Origin of the sequence: Azohydromonas aeria, assembly GCF_009760915.1 — a bacterium.
Taxonomy (GTDB): domain Bacteria; phylum Pseudomonadota; class Gammaproteobacteria; order Burkholderiales; family Burkholderiaceae_C; genus Azohydromonas; species Azohydromonas aeria.
In genome coordinates this window covers 16,813-34,870 of sequence record NZ_VIDQ01000077.1, presented here as the reverse complement: position 1 = coordinate 34,870, position 18,058 = coordinate 16,813, and the positions used below count along the sequence as shown (strand labels likewise).

21 protein-coding genes and 1 rRNA gene are annotated in these 18,058 nt (G+C 70.4%); 6 read left to right on the top strand and 16 right to left on the bottom strand.

The features are described 5' to 3' along the window. Window positions 1–64, bottom strand: a 16S ribosomal RNA gene (locus FJ694_RS29630); the annotation flags it as partial. 414 nt (window positions 65–478) lie between these two features. Between FJ694_RS29630 and FJ694_RS29625 the strand changes: the two genes are divergently transcribed. Beyond that, window positions 479–700 carry a hypothetical protein gene (locus FJ694_RS29625; protein WP_157271133.1) on the top strand — a complete coding sequence of 74 codons (222 nt, stop codon included), beginning with the start codon at window positions 479–481 and terminating at the stop codon, window positions 698–700. 21 nt (window positions 701–721) lie between these two features. Here FJ694_RS29625 and ptsP read toward each other — a convergent pair whose 3' ends face one another. From ptsP to FJ694_RS29605, 4 genes are all read right to left on the bottom strand, one after another. Further along, the gene (gene ptsP / locus FJ694_RS29620) at window positions 722–2,521 is read right to left on the bottom strand and encodes a phosphoenolpyruvate--protein phosphotransferase (protein ID WP_157271132.1); all 1,800 of its coding nucleotides are present in this window, start codon (window positions 2,519–2,521) and stop codon (window positions 722–724) included. 100 nt (window positions 2,522–2,621) lie between these two features. Then, complete coding sequence (locus FJ694_RS29615) at window positions 2,622–2,891, bottom strand: HPr family phosphocarrier protein (protein ID WP_157271131.1); 270 nt, start codon at window positions 2,889–2,891, stop codon at window positions 2,622–2,624. Window positions 2,892–2,900: 9 nt separating this feature from the next. Next, window positions 2,901–3,302 (bottom strand): PTS sugar transporter subunit IIA, encoded by a 402-nt coding sequence (locus FJ694_RS29610; protein WP_157271130.1) that lies wholly within the window; start codon window positions 3,300–3,302, stop codon window positions 2,901–2,903. 41 nt (window positions 3,303–3,343) lie between these two features. Beyond that, a complete protein-coding gene (locus FJ694_RS29605; protein WP_157271129.1) occupies window positions 3,344–3,871 on the bottom strand; it encodes a hypothetical protein in 528 nt (175 codons plus the stop codon). A 124-nt stretch (window positions 3,872–3,995) separates the two neighbouring features. Here FJ694_RS29605 and FJ694_RS29600 point away from each other — a divergent pair, with 124 nt between their 5' ends. Next, window positions 3,996–4,502, top strand: coding sequence for a TlpA disulfide reductase family protein (locus tag FJ694_RS29600; RefSeq protein WP_157271128.1), 507 nt, complete (start codon window positions 3,996–3,998; stop codon window positions 4,500–4,502). 105 nt (window positions 4,503–4,607) lie between these two features. Here FJ694_RS29600 and lipA read toward each other — a convergent pair whose 3' ends face one another. Then, window positions 4,608–5,618 (bottom strand): lipoyl synthase, encoded by a 1,011-nt coding sequence (gene lipA, locus FJ694_RS29595; protein ID WP_157271127.1) that lies wholly within the window; start codon window positions 5,616–5,618, stop codon window positions 4,608–4,610. Continuing rightward, window positions 5,615–6,313: a lipoyl(octanoyl) transferase LipB gene (gene lipB / locus FJ694_RS29590; RefSeq protein ID WP_157271126.1), complete on the bottom strand. Its 699-nt coding sequence runs from the start codon at window positions 6,311–6,313 to the stop codon at window positions 5,615–5,617. The genes lipA and lipB overlap by 4 nt, the downstream gene beginning before the upstream one ends. Window positions 6,314–6,408: 95 nt before the next feature. Between lipB and FJ694_RS29585 the strand changes: the two genes are divergently transcribed. Together FJ694_RS29585 and FJ694_RS29580 are read left to right on the top strand one after the other, a co-directional pair. Continuing rightward, the gene (locus FJ694_RS29585; protein ID WP_157271125.1) at window positions 6,409–7,956 is read left to right on the top strand and encodes a DUF4331 domain-containing protein; all 1,548 of its coding nucleotides are present in this window, start codon (window positions 6,409–6,411) and stop codon (window positions 7,954–7,956) included. A 149-nt stretch (window positions 7,957–8,105) separates the two neighbouring features. Next, window positions 8,106–8,834, top strand: coding sequence for a tetratricopeptide repeat protein (locus FJ694_RS29580; protein ID WP_157271124.1), 729 nt, complete (start codon window positions 8,106–8,108; stop codon window positions 8,832–8,834). On the opposite strand, the gene FJ694_RS29575 is transcribed toward FJ694_RS29580, so the two are convergent. The 7 genes from FJ694_RS29575 to FJ694_RS29545 form a co-directional block, all read right to left on the bottom strand. After that, entirely contained in the window at window positions 8,818–9,096 is a 279-nt protein-coding gene (locus FJ694_RS29575) for an HP0495 family protein (RefSeq protein WP_157271123.1), read from the bottom strand. The genes FJ694_RS29580 and FJ694_RS29575 overlap by 17 nt on opposite strands. 94 nt (window positions 9,097–9,190) lie before the next feature. Then, entirely contained in the window at window positions 9,191–10,090 is a 900-nt protein-coding gene (locus FJ694_RS29570; protein ID WP_157271122.1) for a D-amino acid aminotransferase, read from the bottom strand. A 60-nt stretch (window positions 10,091–10,150) separates the two neighbouring features. Continuing rightward, window positions 10,151–11,299, bottom strand: a complete 1,149-nt coding sequence (locus tag FJ694_RS29565; RefSeq protein WP_157271121.1) for a D-alanyl-D-alanine carboxypeptidase family protein — start codon at window positions 11,297–11,299, stop codon at window positions 10,151–10,153. Window positions 11,300–11,411: 112 nt separating this feature from the next. Continuing rightward, a complete protein-coding gene (locus FJ694_RS29560) occupies window positions 11,412–12,026 on the bottom strand; it encodes an alpha/beta hydrolase (protein WP_157271120.1) in 615 nt (204 codons plus the stop codon). Between the two features lies 1 nt (window position 12,027). Further along, entirely contained in the window at window positions 12,028–12,354 is a 327-nt protein-coding gene (locus tag FJ694_RS29555; protein WP_157271119.1) for a (2Fe-2S) ferredoxin domain-containing protein, read from the bottom strand. Between the two features lie 56 nt (window positions 12,355–12,410). Beyond that, on the bottom strand, window positions 12,411–13,565 hold the full coding sequence (locus FJ694_RS29550; protein WP_232540283.1) for a VanZ family protein: 1,155 nt from the start codon (window positions 13,563–13,565) through the stop codon (window positions 12,411–12,413). 33 nt (window positions 13,566–13,598) lie between these two features. Beyond that, window positions 13,599–14,039, bottom strand: coding sequence for a CopD family protein (locus FJ694_RS29545; RefSeq protein WP_157271118.1), 441 nt, complete (start codon window positions 14,037–14,039; stop codon window positions 13,599–13,601). Between the two features lie 312 nt (window positions 14,040–14,351). On the opposite strand from FJ694_RS29545, the gene hemB reads away from it, so the two are divergent. Both hemB and FJ694_RS29535 read left to right on the top strand, forming a co-directional pair. Next, window positions 14,352–15,356, top strand: a complete 1,005-nt coding sequence (gene hemB / locus FJ694_RS29540) for a porphobilinogen synthase (protein ID WP_232540282.1) — start codon at window positions 14,352–14,354, stop codon at window positions 15,354–15,356. 21 nt (window positions 15,357–15,377) lie between these two features. After that, on the top strand, window positions 15,378–16,532 hold the full coding sequence (locus tag FJ694_RS29535; protein ID WP_157271116.1) for a magnesium transporter CorA family protein: 1,155 nt from the start codon (window positions 15,378–15,380) through the stop codon (window positions 16,530–16,532). 34 nt (window positions 16,533–16,566) lie between these two features. Here the strand turns inward: FJ694_RS29535 and ybeY are convergent, their stop codons facing one another. Both ybeY and FJ694_RS29525 read right to left on the bottom strand, forming a co-directional pair. Beyond that, the gene (gene ybeY / locus FJ694_RS29530; protein WP_157271115.1) at window positions 16,567–17,031 is read right to left on the bottom strand and encodes an rRNA maturation RNase YbeY; all 465 of its coding nucleotides are present in this window, start codon (window positions 17,029–17,031) and stop codon (window positions 16,567–16,569) included. A 3-nt stretch (window positions 17,032–17,034) separates the two neighbouring features. Further along, window positions 17,035–18,000: a PhoH family protein gene (locus tag FJ694_RS29525; protein ID WP_157271114.1), complete on the bottom strand. Its 966-nt coding sequence runs from the start codon at window positions 17,998–18,000 to the stop codon at window positions 17,035–17,037. Window positions 18,001–18,058: the final 58 nt, after the last annotated feature.

Below are 18,058 nucleotides of genomic sequence, written 5' to 3'. Positions count from 1 at the left end.
CGACTTGCATGTGTAAGGCATGCCGCCAGCGTTCAATCTGAGCCAGGATCAAACTCTTCAGTTCGATCTTGAAAAAATCACTGCTCAAAGGAAATCGACAAGAGAAGCAAAGCTCTCTCTCAATCAATTTCTCAGAGCGTTCGAGACCAGTAAAGGCCCCGGGAACTCCAGGCATCCCCGAAAGTCCCCATGTGTCAGGCACCTCACCCAACGCCTCGAACGCCCACGCTTATCGGCTGTATGTTTTTAAAGAGCATCGAACCTTGTTTCGACCCGCTGCAGCAACCTGCTGCGCGTCTCGCTGTTTCGATCAGCGAAGCCTGCTATTCTGACACGTCTTAAAAACCTTGTCAAACGCTCAGGCTTTTCCATCTTCTGCCAATCAACCTCGTCGCTTGGCTTGTCACGCCAGCTGCGCATCGCGCCACCAGCACCCCAACTCACCAAGCATCGCCGTCGATCAGCGAAGCCAGAGATTATGACATCGTTTTTGGAACTTCGTCAATACTTTGCGGCATTTACTTTGCTGAACCGCATTCCAAGGCTTTTCAACCTTGGCTTGGCTGCTCGTGAATCGCCGGCATTTAAGCCTCGTTCCTCAAGCGCCGCTGCGATCAGCGAAGCCGCAGATTATGGCATTTATCTTGAAGCACCGTCAACACACGGTGTGGGAGACGTTGAAAACAATCCTGCGGCTTGATGCCGGCAGCGGCTGGTCGACTCAATGGTGCACGACGGCTTCCGCGGCATCGTCGGCCCGCACTCCCACCGTGCTCCAGAAGGTCTGCGGATCCTCTGACTGCAGCGCGCGCTCGATGGCACCCTGCAGTTTGCGCGTGTCCGCGCGCAGCACGCGCTGCTTGATGCCGGCCACCTGTGCCGGGTGCATCGAGAAGCTGCGCAACCCCATGCCCAGCAGCAACTCCGTGAAGGCCGGGTCGCCCGCCATCTCCCCGCACACGCTCACCCCTTTGCCCAGACGCTGCGCGCAGGCGATGGTGTCGGCAATCAGCTTGAGCACCGCCGGGTGCCAGGGGTCGTACAGGTGGGCCACCTGCTCGTCGGCCCGGTCGATGGCCAGCGTGTACTGGATCAGGTCGTTGGTGCCGATGGAGACAAAGTCGAAGTAGCGGAAGAAGGCCGGCAGCATCATCACGGCCGCGGGCACCTCGATCATCGCGCCCAACTCCACTTCGCCAATCGGATGCCCGGCGTCGAGCAACTGCTGCCTGGCCCGGGTGATGATCTCCATGGTCTGCCGGATCTCGCGCAGATGCACCACCATCGGCAGCAGCAGCTTGATGCGGCCATAGGCGCTGGCGCGCAGGATGGCGCGGATCTGCTGCCGGAACATCGCCGGCTCGGCCAGGCTCCAGCGGATAGCCCGCAAGCCCAGCGCCGGATTCAGCGCGTGCTCGTGGCGCAACTCCTGCAACGTCATCCGGTCCAGCGGCTTGTCGGCGCCGATGTCCACGGTGCGGACCGTCACCGGCAGTCCCGCCATGGTCTGCACCACCGAGCGGTAGGCCTCGAACTGCTCTTCCTCACTGGGCAGCACGCCACCACGGTTCATGAACAGGAACTCGGTGCGGAACAGCCCCACGCCCACGGCGCCGGCCTCCACCGCCGCCTGCGCATCCCGGGGCAGCTCAATGTTGGCCAGCAATTCCACGTTCTCGCCGTCAAGCGTCAGCGCCGGCGTGTGGCGCAGCCGGTTCAGCCGAGCACGTTCGAGTTCGCTCTGGCGTTGCCGGAAGCGGTACTCCTCCAGCACGATGGGCGACGGGTTGACGATGACGACACCCGAGTCGCCGTCGATGACGACCCAGTCGTCCTGGCGGATGAGTCGGCTGGCTTCGCGCGCGCCCACCACGGCCGGAATGTCCATGCTGCGCGCCACGATGGCAGTGTGCGAGGTCTTGCCGCCCACGTCGGTGACGAAACCTGTGAAGACGCTGCGCTTGAACTGCAGCATGTCCGCCGGCGCAATGTCGTTGGCCACCAGCACCAGCGGGTCCTCGGCAGCATCGCCCTCGGCCCCACGCGCGGGCGCGGCCACCGGCGACACCGCAACCATGCCGTCGCGCGACAGCGCCCGCAGCATGCGCTCCGTGACCTGCTCCATGTCGGCCTTGCGGCCGCGCAGGTATTCGTCTTCCATTTCGTCGAACTGGCGCGCCACCACTTCCAGCTGCGCCGACAGCGCCCACTCGGCGTTGTAGTGGCGCTCCTGGATCCAGTGCATGATGGCCTCGGCCAGGACTTCGTCGTGCAGCAGCATCAGGTGCACGTCGAGCAGCGCCGACAGCTCGCTGGGCGCTTCGGCCGGCAAGTCGCGCTGTAGCGCGCTGAGCTCGGCCGCGACGGCATCGCGCGCGCGGCGCAGGCGCTCGATCTCGCGACGTGTCTGCGACGCGGGCACGAAATAATGCGCCACGTCCACGCGGCTGGAAGCCACCAGCACCGCGCGCCCAATGGCAACGCCACGCGACACCGGCAGACCGAAGACCTGAATGCTCATCCGGGGCACTTTAACAGTGCATGTCCGGGTCAACCCTTCGGATTGGCCCGGACAGCCGGGCCGTCTCGGCAGGGGCGAAACGACCGCGCGGCTTGCCGGCTTACTGGCCTTCGCCGAACTTGTCGTCCACCAGCGCCTTGATCGCAGCGGCGGCGGCTTCCTCGTCGGGGCCTTCGACTTCCAGCCCGACTTCCGCGCCCAGGCCTGCGGCCAGCATCATCACGCCCATGATGCTCTTGGCATTGACGCGGCGGTCGTTGCGGCTGAGGAAGATCTCGGAGGCGAAGCTGGCCGCCAGCTTGGTGAGCTTGGCCGAGGCGCGGGCGTGCAGGCCCAGCTTGTTGCTGATGGTCAGCTTGGTCTGAATCATGGGACGCGGTCAGGAAACGGGGTTGGACGGCCCGGGCAGCTGCAGCACGCCTTGCGCGGCGCCGGCCAGCGCGCGCGCCACCAGCGCGTCCAGCGGCTCGGCGGCGTAGCACAGCGTGCGCCAGAGCATCGGCACGTTGACGCCGGCGACCACGCGCACGCCCGGCGCATCGGCCAGGCGCTGCGCGACGTTGCAGGGCGTGGCGCCAAACACGTCGGTCAGCACCAGCACTTCCTGGGCCTCCAGGCGCTGCAGCAGCACGCGGGCACGGGCTTCGGCATCGTCGGGGCTGGTGTCCGGGCCAACATCGAGCGCCTGCAACGCCGCGCCGCAGTCAGGGAAGGCATGTGCGGCCACCGCCTGCAAGGCGGAAGCCAGCGGCGCATGGGCGATGAGAAGCAGTCCGGCCATGGGCGGCATGATACGCAGCGCCCGCGGCACCGCCGCAGCGCTCAGCCCGATGCGCGCAGCGCCTCCATGAAGGTGTGCACGGCCGGCGCGTCCGGCGCCGCGTCGAGCACCGTGGCCTGCAGCACCTGCGTGCCGCGCGCGAACAGCAGCAGCTGCGCCTGCACGCCGGAGCCGTCGGGCCGCCGCCCGGTGAGCGCGTAGCGGCGCGCCTGCGCGTTGGGCGTCATGCCCGGGACCTGCACCGGCTCGCCTGCGGGCAGCGTGGCCTGCAGGTTGCGCGCCTGCGCTGCGGCCAGCGCGGCCAGCGCCGCCTCTACGCGCGCGGGCTCCTGCACGTCGGCCCGCGCCACCGCGAAGCGCAGCCCCGCGGCCTCGCAGGCATGAAGCGTCAGCGCCACGGGCTGGCCGTCCAGCGCGAGCGTGCGCGTCTGGTGCTGCGGCTTGCACGGGAACAGCGCCACGGCGCCGCCGTCCAACCGCACCTCGCGCCAGTTCAGCGCCGGCGTGCAGGCGGCTACGCTCACCGCCACGCCGGTGCACAGTCCGAGGGAGCGCGGAAACCTTTTCATGCTGGCGATTTTGGCCCGGCCCCGCGGGCCTTCGACGCCCGCCGCGCGAATGACCGATGTCAAGCCAGGCCCGGGCGCCCTGGCCTAAACTGCCCGCCTTTCCCAGCCTGACCGAGTGCCCATCATGAAGTTGCGTCGTCCCGTCGTCGCCGTCGCGGCCGCCCTGGCGCTGGCCGCGGGCGTGCTGGCCTGGCAGAGCATGGCGAGCCTGGAGCCCGCGCCCGAGGTGAGCTACACGCTGCTCGACGGCAGCAGCGGCACCACCTCGTCGCTCAAGGGCAAGGTCGTGCTCGTGAACTTCTGGGCCACCAGCTGCACGACCTGCGTCGCGGAGATGCCGCAGATCGTTGCCACCCACAACAAGTTCAAGGACCGCGGCTTCGAAACCCTCGCCGTGGCCATGAGCTACGACCCGCCGGCCTACGTCTCCAGATTCGCCCAGACGCGCCAGCTGCCCTTCGGCGTGGCCATTGACAACACCGGCCAGATCGCCAAGCGCTTCGGCGACATCCAGCTCACGCCCACCACCTTCCTGCTCGACCAGCAGGGCCGCATCGTCAAGCGCTACGTCGGCCAGCCCGACTTCGCCGCGCTGCATGTGCTGGTCGAGGACCTGCTCAAGAAGGGCTGAAGCGGCCGGTCTTGCTTCCTCCCCTGAAACGCGAAAGCCGGGCACTGCCCGGCTTTTTCATGGACGGCGCCCGTTGGCGGGCGCCACAAGAAGGGAACCTCCCGCTCAGGCCGCCGGCGCCAGCCCGGCCGCATGCGCCTGCTGGTCGGCGTGGTAGCTGGAGCGCACCATTGCGCCCACGGCGGCGTGCGTGAAGCCCATCTTGTAGGCCTCGTCCTCGAACATCTTGAAGATGTCCGGGTGCACGTAGCGGCGCACCGGCAGGTGGTGGCCGCTGGGCGCGAGGTACTGGCCCAGCGTCAGCATGTCGATGCCGTGCGCGCGCATGTCGCGCATCACCTGCAGGATCTCGTCGTCGGTCTCGCCCAGGCCGACCATGATGCCGCTCTTGGTCGGCACGCCCGGGGCGAATTCCTTGAAGCGCTTGAGCAGGTTGAGGCTGAACTGGTAGTCCGAGCCCGGGCGCGCTTCCTTGTACAGACGCGGCACCGTCTCCAGGTTGTGGTTCATCACGTCCGGCGGCGCGGCCTTGAGGATGTCCAGCGCGCGGTCCATGCGGCCGCGGAAGTCGGGCGTGAGGATTTCGATCTGCGTGAGCGGCGAGAGCTCACGCGTCTTGCGGATGCACTCCACGAAGTGCCCTGCGCCGCCGTCGCGCAGGTCGTCGCGGTCCACGCTGGTGATCACGACGTACTTGAGCTTGAGCGCCGCGATGGTCTTGGCCAGGTTCTCCGGCTCATTGACGTCCAGCGGGTCCGGGCGGCCATGGCCGACGTCGCAGAACGGGCAGCGCCGCGTGCACTTGTCGCCCATGATCATGAACGTCGCCGTGCCCTTGCCGAAGCACTCGCCGATGTTCGGGCAGGAGGCTTCCTCGCACACGGTGTGCAGCTTGTGCTCGCGCAGGATCTCCTTGATCTCGTAGAAGCGCGTGGTCGGCGAGCCCGCCTTGACGCGGATCCACTCGGGCTTCTTCAGCACCTCCGCCGGCACCACCTTGATCGGGATGCGCGCCGTCTTGGCCTGGGCCTTCTGCTTGGCGGTGGGGTCGTAGGCGGCGGGAGCGGCACCCGGGGTGGCGGGCACGCCAGGAGCGCTGGGGAGTTCGGTGCTCATCGGCTCAGTTGCGACTGCAGGCGCAGCGCCAGTCGCGCGGCCGCGTCATCCCATGTGGTGAAAACCCCGATTTTAGCGAGGTCGATGGTTTGCAGCCCGGCATAACCGCAAGGGTTGATGCGGTGAAAGGGCTCCAGGTCCATCGCCACGTTGAAGGCCACGCCGTGATAGCTGCAATGCCGGCTGACCTTGATGCCCAGCGCCGCGATCTTGCCCAGGCCGCGGAACGGGTCGGCCGGATCGAGCGGCCCGGTCAGCGCGGCATGGCCGAAGGGGTCGTCGAGCTTCACGTAGATGCCCGGCGCGCCGGCCACGCGGTGCCCCGTGACGCCGTAGTCCTGCAGCACGCGCAGCACCGTCGACTCCAGCCGGTACACGTATTCGCGCACGAACAGGCCCAGCCGCTGCAGGTCGATCAGCGGGTAGGCCACCACCTGTCCCGGCCCGTGGTAGGTCACCTGCCCGCCGCGGTTGGTCTGCACCACCGGGATGTCGCCCGCCGCCAGCACGTGCTCGGCGCGCCCGGCCACGCCCTGCGTGAACACGCCCGGGTGCTCGCACAGCCAGATCTCGTCAGGCGTGTCGGGGGTGCGTGCCTCGGTGAAGGCGCGCATGGCGGCCTCGGTGGCGGCGTAGTCGGCACGGCCCAGCCATTTCAGTTGCGGGACTTGGGGAATCGCGGCGGCATCGGTCATGCGCGAATTGTCAGCCCCTACACATCCCCTCACATCCACGCGCGACACGGCTTCGTACAGACGCGAGCCCGGCATGGTGCCGGGCAGGAGCCGTCATGGACCAGCTTCCCCGCCGCCGCGCCGCCCTCGTGGCGGCCGCAATGCTCGCCGCCGCCGCCGCGGCCCAGGCCTCCAGCCACCGCGAGGCCCCGTTCATCACCACGGCGCCCAAGGTGGACGGCACCGACTTCTACATGTTCCGCAGCTACGAGAACGGGCGCGACGGCTACGTCACGCTGCTGGCCAACTACCAGCCGCTGCAGGACGCCTACGGCGGACCCAACTACTTCCTGATGGACCCCAACGCCGTCTACGACATCCACATCGACAACGACGGCGACGCGCGCGAGAACCTGACCTTCACTTTTCGCTTCCGCAACCTGCTGTCCAACGGCGGGCGCGGTGCCGAGCTGCCCATCGGCGACCAGATGGTGCCGATCCCGCTGTCGCAAAGCGGCCAGATCACGGGGCCGAGCGACCCCAACCTCAACGTGCAGCAGAAGTTTGCCGTCTACGTGCGCCGCGGCGACATGCGCGACGGCACGGCGCAGCCCCTCACCAGCGCCGCCACCGGCGCCACCTGGTTCAACAAGCCCGTGGACCACATCGGTACCAAGACGCTGCCCGACTACGCCGGCTACGCCGCGCGCCACGTCTACAGCGTCAACGTGCCCGGCTGCAGCCAGCCCGCGCGCATCTTTGCCGGCCAGCGCCGGGAAGCCTTCGCCGTCAACCTCGGGCCCATCTTCGACCTGGTCAACGCGCCGCTGTCCGTCATCACCGACCCGGCGCGCATCGGCGCGCTGCCCAACCCGCTGTCACAGAAGAACGTCACCACGCTGGGACTGGAAATCCACAAGAGCTGCCTGACCCAGGGCGGCGATCCGGTCATCGGCGGCTGGACCACGGCCAGCCTGCGCCAGACGCGCAAGCTGCAGTTCGCGCCGCAACCGGGGCTGCAGACCACCGAGGGCGACTTCGACGCGCCCTGGGTACAGGTCTCGCGCCTGGGCATGCCGCTGGTCAACGAGGTCGTCATCGGGCTGCGCGACAAGGACCGCTTCAACGGCTCGCGCCCGCGCGGCGACGCGCAGTTCGGCCGCTACGTCACCAACCCGACGCTGCCAGCGCTGCTGGAGATCGCGCTGGGCGCCCCGGGCATCGCCCCGACCAACCTGCCGCGCACCGACCTGGTCACGACCTTCCTCACCGGCATCCCCAAGCTCAACCAGCCGCGCCGCGTCACGCCCGCGGAAATGCTGCGCCTGAACACCGACATCGCGCCGGTGCCCTACGCGCAGCAGAACCGCCTGGGCGTGGTCGGCAACCTGCTGGCCGGCGGCAGCGATTTCGCGGGCTTCCCCAACGGCCGCCGGCCCAAGGACGACGTGGTGGACATCGCGCTGGTAGCGGTGATGGGCGGGCTGTGCATGGCCAACGGCAACAGCGACGCCCTGGGACTGGGTGCGGATTGCAGGCCCGCGGCCGTGCCGCTCAAGGACACCGCCTTCAAGCTGCACGACGCGGTGGACCAGGCCGCGGTGCCGCTGCTGCCGCGCTTCCCGTACCTCAACACCCCGCTGCCGGGCGCGGGCCAGCCCTGAGGCGCGGCGGGCCTTGAGCCGCAGCCGAGGCGGCGCGGCCCTGTCCGGGACACGGATGCTCGCCCCGGGTGGCACGCCCGGGCGCCGCCGTCTTATCGTGGCTGCGGCGGCCGCATCCCGCGCCGCACTGCCTTATCTGCAAGCCCGCCATGAAATACCGCCTCGCCTCGATCCTGCTGCGTCCGGCCGCGGCCCTGCTCGCCGGCGCGGCGCTGGCCCTCGGGCCGGCACACGCCGCCGGGCCCGATGCGCAGGCACAGGCCGCGCTGCAGGCGGCCGTGCAGGACTACGAGGCGGGCCGGTTGTCCCAGGCGCGCGCCGCCTTCGAGGCGCTGTCGCGCGCCGGGCTGCCGGCGGCGGACCACAACCTGGCGGTGATGCACCTGCGCGGCGAGATGCCGCGCCCCGACCTGCAGGAAGCGCTGCGGCTGATGACGCGCGCGGCACGGCACGGCTTCGTCACGGCAATGTTCGACCTGGGCCGGCTGCACGAGAGCGGCCACCTCGGCCGCGCCGACCTGTCCGAGGCGCACCGCTGGTACGCCCGCGCCGCCGAGGCCGGCAGCACCGCCGGACAGCTGGAGACGGGCACCGCCTTCTACCTCGGCCGCGGCGCGCCGCGCGACGCGGCGCAGGCCGCGCACTGGTTCCGCGCCGCGGCGGTGGGCGGCGACAACGGCGCGCAGTACCTGCTGGCCTCGATGTACGAGGCCGGCGACGGGCTGCCGCAGGACCTGCGCCTGGCGCGCTACTGGTATGCCGCGGCGGCCGCCGGCGGCGACCCGGCCGCCGCGCTCAAGGCGCGCGCGCTGGCGCAGCGGCTGGAGGGCGACGACGCAGCCACGCCGCCGCCCGCGGGGGTCACAACACGACCTTGACCATCGGGTGCGAGCTCAGCGAGCGGTAGAGGTCGTCGAGCTGCTCGCGGCTGGTGGCAGTGACGGTGACGGTGAGCCCCAGGTACTTGCCGCTGCTGCTGGGCCGCTTCTCGACGCTGCCCGCGTCGAAGGCCGGGTCGAAACGCATCACCACCTCGACCACGGCCTCGGTGAAGCCTTCGACGTGCACGCCCATCACCTTGATCGGGAAGGCGCACGGGTAGTCGATGAGCGAGTCGCGGGGCGTGGCAGCAGTGTTCATGGCCTGACAGCGTTGAATCGGCGCTGGAATGGCGCCGGGCAATGAAAAGGGCGCGGCAAGCACCGCGCCCGTAAGGCTTGGGAGATGGGGCGGCTCAGACGGATTGCAAGGCCTTGGCGCGCTGGTAGGCCTCGTAGAGCCGGCCGTACACGGGCCCGGGCTTGCCGCGCAGCGCGCCGTGGCCGACGAGCTCACCGTCCAGGCGCGTCACCGCCAGCACCTCGCGCGCCGCGGAACTCAGCAGCACCTCGTCGGCCGCGCGCAGGTCGGCCTCGGGAATCGGGCGCAGGTTGTAGGCAATGCCCACCTCCTCGCACAGCTCGCGCAGCAGCTCGTAGCGCACGCCTTCGAGCACGTGCTCGCTCCGGGGCGGGCCCAGCAGCGCGCCCTCGTGCACGATCCAGACGTTGCTGGCCGAGCCCTCGGTGAGGTAGCTGATGCCGCTGGCCGCCTCGCGCAGCAGGATGGTTTCGCTGGCGCCATGGTCGGCCGAGATCTGGCGCGCCAGCACGTTGCCCAGCAGCGAGGTGGTCTTGAGGTCGCAGCGCTCCCAGCGGAAGTCGCGCGCCGTGACGCAGGCCACGCCCTGGTGGCGCTGCTCGGCCGTGGGCGCGCGCAGCGGGCTGCTCATCATGAACACCGTGGGCGTGAGCCCGTCGGGCATGGCGTGGTCGCGCGGCGCCACGCCGCGCGTGACCTGCAGGTAGACCGACTGGTCCTCGGCCTCCTGCGCCGCGGCCAGGCGCCGCGCGTGCGCCAGCCACTGCTCGCGGCTGAAGGGGTTCACGATGCGCAGCTTGCCCAGGTTGCGCTCCAGCCGCGCCATGTGGTCTTCAAACCGGAAGAAGCGCCGCCCGTACACCGGCAGCAGCTCGTAGACGCCGTCGCCGAAGAGGAAACCCCGGTCCATCACCGGCACCCGGGCCTCGCCCAGCGGCAGGAACTCGCCGTTCAGGAAGCACAGGCTCTGGGGCTGGATCGGTGCGGGGTGCATCGCGGCTCCTTCGAAGGGCTTGGGCGGCAGGGTGAGCCGGGGGCGGCTCAGCCGGTCAGGTTACTTGATCCACAGCCGCAGCGCATCCCAGGTGCGGCCAATGAAGCCGGCAGGCTCGACGGGCTCCAGCACCACCAGCGGCACCTCGGCCACCGGCGTGCCGGCGCGGGTGCTGACCTTGACCGAGCCCACGCGCTGGCCCTGCGCCAGCGGCGCCACGAGCGGGTCGGCGCGCTCGACCTTGGTCTGCAGCTGCTGGCCCTCGCCCTTGGGCACCGACACCACCACGCCGGCGGCGGCACCGAGCTTGGCCTGCGCCGCCGCGCCCTTCCACACCTCGGGCGTGACGATGGCCTTGCCCGGCTCGAACAGGCGCACGTTGTCGAAGCTGCCGTAGCCCCAGTTGAGCAGCTTCTGGCTCTCGCTGGCGCGCGCCTCGCGCGAGGCCGTGCCCAGCACCACCGACAGCAGGCGCCGCTTGCCGTTGGGGAAGTCGCGGCTGGCGCTGGCCACCAGGCAGTAGCCGGCGGCGTCGGTGTAGCCGGTCTTCATGCCGTCCACGGTCGGGTCGCGGCGCAGCAGCAGGTTGCGGTTGTCCTGGCGGATCTTGTTGTAGGTGTAGTCCTTGAGCGCGTAGAGCGGGTAGTACTCGGGGAAGTCGCGAATGATGCGCGCGGCAATCACGCCGATGTCTCGCGCCGTGCTGCGGTGCCCGGGCTCGGTGATGCCGGTGACGTTCCTGAACTCGGTGTTCTTCAGGCCCCAGGCCTGGGCCTGGCGGTTCATCATGGCCACGAAGGCGTCCACCGAGCCGGCCACGCCCTCGGCCAGCACCACCGAGGCGTCGTTGCCCGACTGCACGATCATCCCGCGCAGCAGCTCGTCCACCTTCGGGCTCATGGTGGTGTCGATGAACATCACCGAGGCGCCGCCCTTGCGCTCGTTCCAGGCGCGCTGGCTCACCGGCAGCGTCTGCTCCAGCGTGAGCTTCTTGTCGCGCAACGCGGTGAAGACGACGTAGGCGGTCATGAGCTTGGTCAGCGAGGCCGGGTCGGCGGGCACGTCGGCCTCGCGCTCGGCCAGGGTCTGGCCGCTGGACAGGTCCACCAGCACGTACTGGCGCGCGGCGATCTCGGGCGGCTGCGGGGCCTGGGCAAAGCCGGGCAATGCCAGCGTCGCGGCCAGCAGGAAGGCAAAGAAGCGTTTCATGGCGATTCGGTCGGGGGCAAGTCAGGGCGGCGCGCCGCCCGCGCGGCGGGCAGGGGCAGCGGCCGCCAGTGTCGTTTGAGAGGGGTGGAGGAAAAGGGGTCCGGAAAGCGTGTCAGTGCGCCAGGTGACGCAGCACGATCGACTTGAGCAGCGGCAACTGGCCGTGGAAGAAATGCCCGCCGCCGGGCACCACCACCACCGGCAGCGACTGCGGCCGCGCCCAGTCGAGCGTGGCCGACAGCGGCACCACCTCGTCGTGCTCGCCGTGCACCACCAGCGTGTCGGCGGGCACGGGCGCCACGTCGAAGCGGCTCGTGGCCGGGCCGACCAGCACCAGGCGCTGCGGCGCGCCCTGCACGCGCTGCGCCGCCTGCGAGGCGACGAAGCCGCCGAAGGAGAAGCCGCCCAGCAGCAGCGCCTCCCCGTCCTGGCGCAGCGCGGCGATCACGGCCAGCGCGTCCTCGATCTCGCCGCGGCCCTCGTCCCAGGCGCCGGCGGAGGCGCCCACGCCGCGGAAGTTGAAGCGCACGCTGCGCCAGCCCTGCTGCACGCAGGCCCGCGCCAGTGTCTGCACCACCTTGTTGTCCATGGTGCCGCCGTGCTGCGGATGCGGATGGCACAGCACGGCCAGGCCGCGCACCGGCGTGCCTTCGGGCGGCGCGTCCAGGGCGCATTCGATCTCGCCGGCCGGGCCGGCCACGCGCAGGCGCTGGGTGTGGACGTTCATGTCAGCGGCCCACGTCCGGCGGCAGCACCAGGCGCTCGACCACGCGCCCGTTCTTCAGGTGCGACTCGACGATCTCGTCGATGTCCTCCTTGTCCACGAAGGTGTACCAGGTGGCTTCCGGGTAGACCACCGCCACCGGGCCGCCGGCGCAGCGGTCCAGGCAGCCGGACTTGTTCACGCGCACCCCGCCCGGGCCGGCCAGCCCGGCCGCCTTGACGCGCGCCTTGCAATGGTCGAAGGCTCCCTGCGCGTCATGCTGCGCACAGGCCGCTTCCCCGTTCTCCCGCGCGTTCAGGCAGAAGAAGATGTGGTGCTTGTAGTAGCTCATCCCCGGGATTGTAGGGACGGGTTTTTGCTTACAAACGCGCTGCGGACATGCCCGGATCAGCCGGACTGGCGCTGGCCCCGCGCGCCCACGCGGCCCAGCAGCCAGGCCGCCGCGGCATAGGGCCAGAGCCAGCCCAGCCAGCGCGCCAAGCCGTTGAAGCGGATGAAGCGGCCCTGCGACCAGGCCTGCAGGCTTTGCGCGTAGTAGGCGTCGTCGGGCGCCTGCGCCACCAGCGCCACCAGCGCCGTGATTACCATCAGCCCGACCGCGGCGGCCAGCCGCGGCGGCATCAGGCAACACGCCAGCGCGGCCGCCAGCCCCAGCGCCAGGCCCGGCAGCGTGGCCGGCGTGAGCCAGGCCAGCGCGTGCTGGGGGCCGAAGTTCAGCGCCGTGGACAGCGTGCTCACCGCCAGCGCCACCGCCAGCATGGCCAGCGTGAGCACGGCGCGGCGCGCGCGCGAGCGCATTGCCGCAAAGGCCACCAGGCACGGCGCGAGCAGCCCCAGCGCGATGGCCAGCATCTCGGTCGGGCGCGACAGCGACGCCGGCCTGGCCACCGAGGGCTGCAGCCAGGACTCGGCCGCGGCGGCCCAGGGCGTGTCCTCGAAGGCCAGGCGCGCCAGCTCGCGCAACTCGTCCCAGCACTGGCCCAGGCCCAGCGGCACCGGCGCCGGGAACAGCAGCCCCAGCGGCCACAGCAGCAGCAGCGTCAGCGCCCCGGCGCTGGCCGGCAGGAACCAGCGGTCGCGCAGCGCCTGCCACACCCGCAGCGCGCCCAGCGCCTGCAGCGCCGCGCCCGCCAGCGCGCCGACGATGCCGCCGCCGCCATTGAGCAGCCAGTCCTCGCGGCTGGGCACGCGCTCGGGCAGGAAGTTCTGGGTCAGCTCCAGCGCATACGACATCGCCCCCGGCAGCAGCGCCGCCAGCGGCAGCGCCCAGCCCCAGTGCCCGCCGCTGCGCACCGCCGCGCCGTAGAGCAGCGCGCCCAGTGGCACGTAGCCGATGAAGTTGGCCCAGATGTCGAAGGCGATGTGGTACTGCGCCCAGGGCAGCGCCAGCAGCGACTCCAGCGATCGCCCCGGCGGCCAGCGCCAGCCGCTGAACGGGTAGAGCGAGGCGTAGACGATCAGCAGCGCAAAGGCCGCCGCCAGCGGCACCGCGGCCGAGCTGCGCCGGCGCGCCGGCCCCACGGGCCCGTCCTTCAAAGGCACCTCCGGTACTGCCACGGCGCCGGCCTTCGCGCTTCAGAAGGGCTTGACCACCACCAGGATCACGATGGCGGCGAACAGCAGCACCGAGACCTCGTTGAAGACGCGGTACCAGCGGTGGCTGCGCTGGTTGGCCGACTGCTCGAAGCGCCGCAGCATGCCGCGGCAGGCATGGTGGTAGCCGATCACGCCCAGCACCAGGGCCAGTTTCGCGTGCAACCAACCATTGCCCGCGCCGCGCCCGATGCCCACGCCCAGCCACAGCCACAGGCCCAGGCCCAGCGCCGGCAGCATCAGCACGCCGCTGAAGCGGTAGAGCTTGCGCGCCATCAGCAGCAGCCGCTCGCGCTCGGCATGCGAGTCCGCCGGCACCATGGCCAGGTTCACGAACAGCCGCGGCAGGTAGAACAGGCCGGCAAACCAGCTGGCCACGAAGACGATGTGCAGGGCCTTGGCCCACAGGTACGTGGAACTCATGCGGCCATTATCGGCAGCCCCGTCGCCGGGCTTGCCGTGATGCAGCCGGGCTGCCCGGACGCGACGGCCCAAAAAAGAAAGCCCCGGGACATGCCCGGGGCCGCAAGCCTTGCGCTGTCATGACGACAAGGCACCTGCTCAGGGAGGAAAAGCAGGGAATGACGCCTCGCGGCTATCATTCGACTTCCAGTCTAGCAGGCGCATGCCTGCCCAATGCGGGCCGGTCACGAGGGCTTACGCGCCTTTCATCGCCACGCGGCTGTGCGCCGGTTCCCGCGCCCCACGCCCGAATCAGCCGAGGACGCCCCCGCCGTGCACATCCTGCCTCCCTTCCCCGCCAGCCGGCCGCGCCGGCTGCGCCGCGACGACTTCACCCGGGCCCTGGTGCGCGAGCACCGCCTCGGCGCCCATGACCTGATCCTGCCGGTGTTCGTGCTCGACGGCGCCAACCGCGCCGAGGACGTGGCCAGCATGCCCGGCGTGCAGCGCCTGAGCCTGGACCGCCTCTACGCCGTGGCCGAGCAGTGCGTGAGCCTGGGCGTGCCGGTGATGGCGCTGTTCCCGGTGATCGACGCCTCGCTCAAGACGCCCGACGGCCGCGAGGCCGCCAACCCCGACGGCCTGGTGCCGCGCGCGGTGCGCGAGCTGAAGAAGCGCTTTCCCCAGCTGGGCATCCTCACCGACGTGGCGCTGGATCCCTACACCAGCCACGGCCAGGACGGGCTGCTCGACGAGACCGGGTACATCCTCAACGACGCCACCGTGACCGTGCTCAAGCAGCAGGCGCTGGCGCAGGCCGAGGCCGGCGTGGACATCGTCGCCCCCAGCGACATGATGGACGGGCGCATCGGCGCCATCCGCACAGCGCTGGAGGAGGCCAACCACGTCCACACCCGGATCATGGCCTACAGCGCCAAGTACGCCAGCGCCTTCTACGGCCCCTTCCGTGACGCCGTGGGCAGCGCCGGCAACCTGGGCAAGGCCGACAAGAAGGTCTACCAGATGGACCCGGGCAACAGCGACGAGGCGCTGCGCGAGGTGGCGCTGGACATCGCCGAGGGCGCCGACATGGTCATGGTCAAGCCCGGCATGCCGTATCTCGACATCGTCCGCCGCGTGAAGGACGAGTTCCGCGTGCCCACCTTCGCCTACCAGGTCAGCGGCGAGTACGCCATGCTCAAGGCCGCCGCGGCCAATGGCTGGCTCGACCACGACGCGGTGATGATGGAGTCGCTGCTGGCCTTCCGCCGCGCCGGCGCCGACGGCGTGCTGACCTACTTCGCGCTGGACGCCGCGCGGCTGCTGCGCGCGCGCTGAGCACAGCCGTCGAATCGCTGAATGCACGTCCTCTACGTCGGCGCCGACGGCGCGGTGGCGCTGGAGACGCTGCCCACCGAGCTGCCGCTGGAGGGCTTCCTCTGGATCGGCTGCGAGCGCCCGGCCTTCGAGGCCGCGGTGCCCGCGCTGCAGTCCGCGCTGCAGCGCTGGGACTGCGGCGCGCTGGTGGACCTGCATGTCTCCGACCTGCTCAACGCGCAGCTGCCCAGCCACTTCGACTACACCTCCTGGTACGACCTGCTGGTGTTCCGGCGCCTGACCGCGTCCGCGCCTGCACGTGACGCCGCGGCCAACGGGTCGAACGGGGCCGCGCCCGGCATCGGTAGCGGCAACGCGACCGACACGGCCCCGGGCGCCGCAACCACCGCACATCCGGCGCCGCCCGCACCGACGCTGGTGGACACCAGCCCGGTCGGCTTCGCCATCTACGACCGGGTGCTGGTCACGGTGCATCCGCCGCGCTGCCCGGTGCGCAGCTATTTCGAGCGCCGCCTGACCGCCCCGGGCGCGGCGCGCGAGCGCGGCGGCCCGCGCCTGCCGGCCACGCCGGCGGACCTGATGCTGCGCATGGTCAACCACATGGTGGACAGCTACCTGGACCTGCGCCGGCTGCTCACGCGCCAGCTCGGCGCGCTGCAGCAGGCGCTGCTGCACCCGCACAGCCGCTTCCACGACTGGCAGGTGCTCCTCGACGCGCGCAACGCGCTGCACCTGCTCGAGGACACCTGCGAGGACCAGCGCGCCGCAGTGCAGGAATGGATCGACGGCCTGGAGGAGCAGCCCCTGCCCAGCGGCGAGCAGTCGGCGCGCGAGTTCGAGCTGCTGCGCGTGCGCTCGCGCGACGTGCAGGAGCACATCGAGCGCGTGCTGGCGCACGTGCGGCGCCTGGAGCAGTCGGCCGAGACGGCGGTGCAGATGCACTTCTCGGCCCTCGGCCACCGCACCAACGACATCATGCGCACGCTCACCGTGCTCACCGCCATCTTCCTGCCGCTGAACCTGATCACGGGCTTCTTCGGCATGAACTTCGACGCCCTGCCGCTGATTCACTCCGGCCGCGGCGTGTGGGTCGCCATCGGGCTGATGGCAACACTGGGCGTGGGCCTGGGCTGGTTCTTCTGGCGCAAGCGCTACCTGGGCACGACGCGGCGCTGACGCGCCGAAAGCACCGGCGGCGCGAGAAGGCGCTTCAGTCGCGGGCGTAGGGGTCGTGCAGCCCCAGGCCGAGCAGGATGCGCGTCTCCAGCGCCTCCATCTCCTGGGCCTCTTCGTCGTCCTCGTGGTCGAAGCCCTGCGCGTGCAGCGTGCCGTGCACCAGCAGGTGCGCGTAGTGATCGGCCAGCGGCAGCTTCATGTCGGCGGCCTCGCGCTCGACCACCGGGGCGCACAGCACCAGGTCGGCAACCACCACCGGCTCGTGCGCGTAGTCGAAGGTCAGCACGTTGGTGGCGTAGTCCTTGCCGCGGAACTCGCGGTTGAGCGTGCGGCCCTCCTCCTCGCCGACGATGCGCACCGTGATCTCGGCGGGCAACTCATCGAGCGCGGCGCGGATCCAGCGCCGCACCTTGTGGCGCGGCAGCTGGGCGCGGTGCGCCTTGTCGGCGAACTGCAGCGACAGGCTCAGCTCGGGCAGCGTGGCGGCAGCGGCGGCCATGGCTCAGCGCTCCCCGCGGGCGTCGGCGGCCTCGTAGGCCTGCACGATGCGCGCCACCAGCGGATGGCGCACCACGTCGGCGGCGGTGAAGCGCGTCATGGCGATGCCGCGCACGCGCTGCAGCACGCGCTCGGCGTCCACCAGGCCGCTGGTCATGCCCTTGGGCAGGTCGATCTGGCTGGTGTCGCCGGTGACCACGCACTTGCTGCCGAAGCCGATGCGGGTCAGGAACATCTTCATCTGCTCAGGGGTGGTGTTCTGCGCCTCGTCCAGGATCACGAAGGCATGGTTGAGCGTGCGCCCGCGCATGAAGGCCAGCGGCGCGATCTCCAGCGTGGCGCGCTCGAAGGCCTTGGTGACGCGATCAAACCCCATCAGGTCGTAGAGCGCGTCGTAGAGCGGGCGCAGGTAGGGATCGACCTTCTGCGTCAGGTCGCCGGGCAGGAAGCCCAGCCGCTCGCCGGCCTCCACTGCCGGGCGCGTGAGGATGATGCGCTGCACCTGGCTGCGCTCGAGCGCATCCACCGCGCAGGCCACGGCCAGGAAGGTCTTGCCCGTGCCGGCCGGGCCCAGCCCGAAGGTGATGTCGTGCGACAGGATGTGGCGCAGGTACTGCATCTGGTTGGGCGTGCGGCCCTGCAGGTCGGCGCGCCGGGTGTGCAGCACCACCTCGTCGCCGGGCGGCGTGCCCTCGCCGGTAGCGGGCGGGTTGTCGCTGGTGGCCTCGGCCAGCGCCAATTGCAGCGCCTCGGCCGGGATCGGCCGGCTGGCGCGCTCGTACAGGCGCTGCAGCAGCGCCGCGGCGCGCTCGGCCTCGCGCTTGGGGCCCTCGATGCGGAAGGACTCGTTGCGGCGCGACAGCTTGACGCCCAGCGCGTCCTCGATGATGCGCAGGTGCTCGTCCGTGGCGCCGCACAGGTGCGACAGGCGCTCGTTGTCGAGCGGGATGAAGGCGTGGCGCAGGATCAAGTCGGCCTCGGCTCTCAAACGGAAAACAGGGCGGGCATTGTCGCCGCGCCGCAGTCCC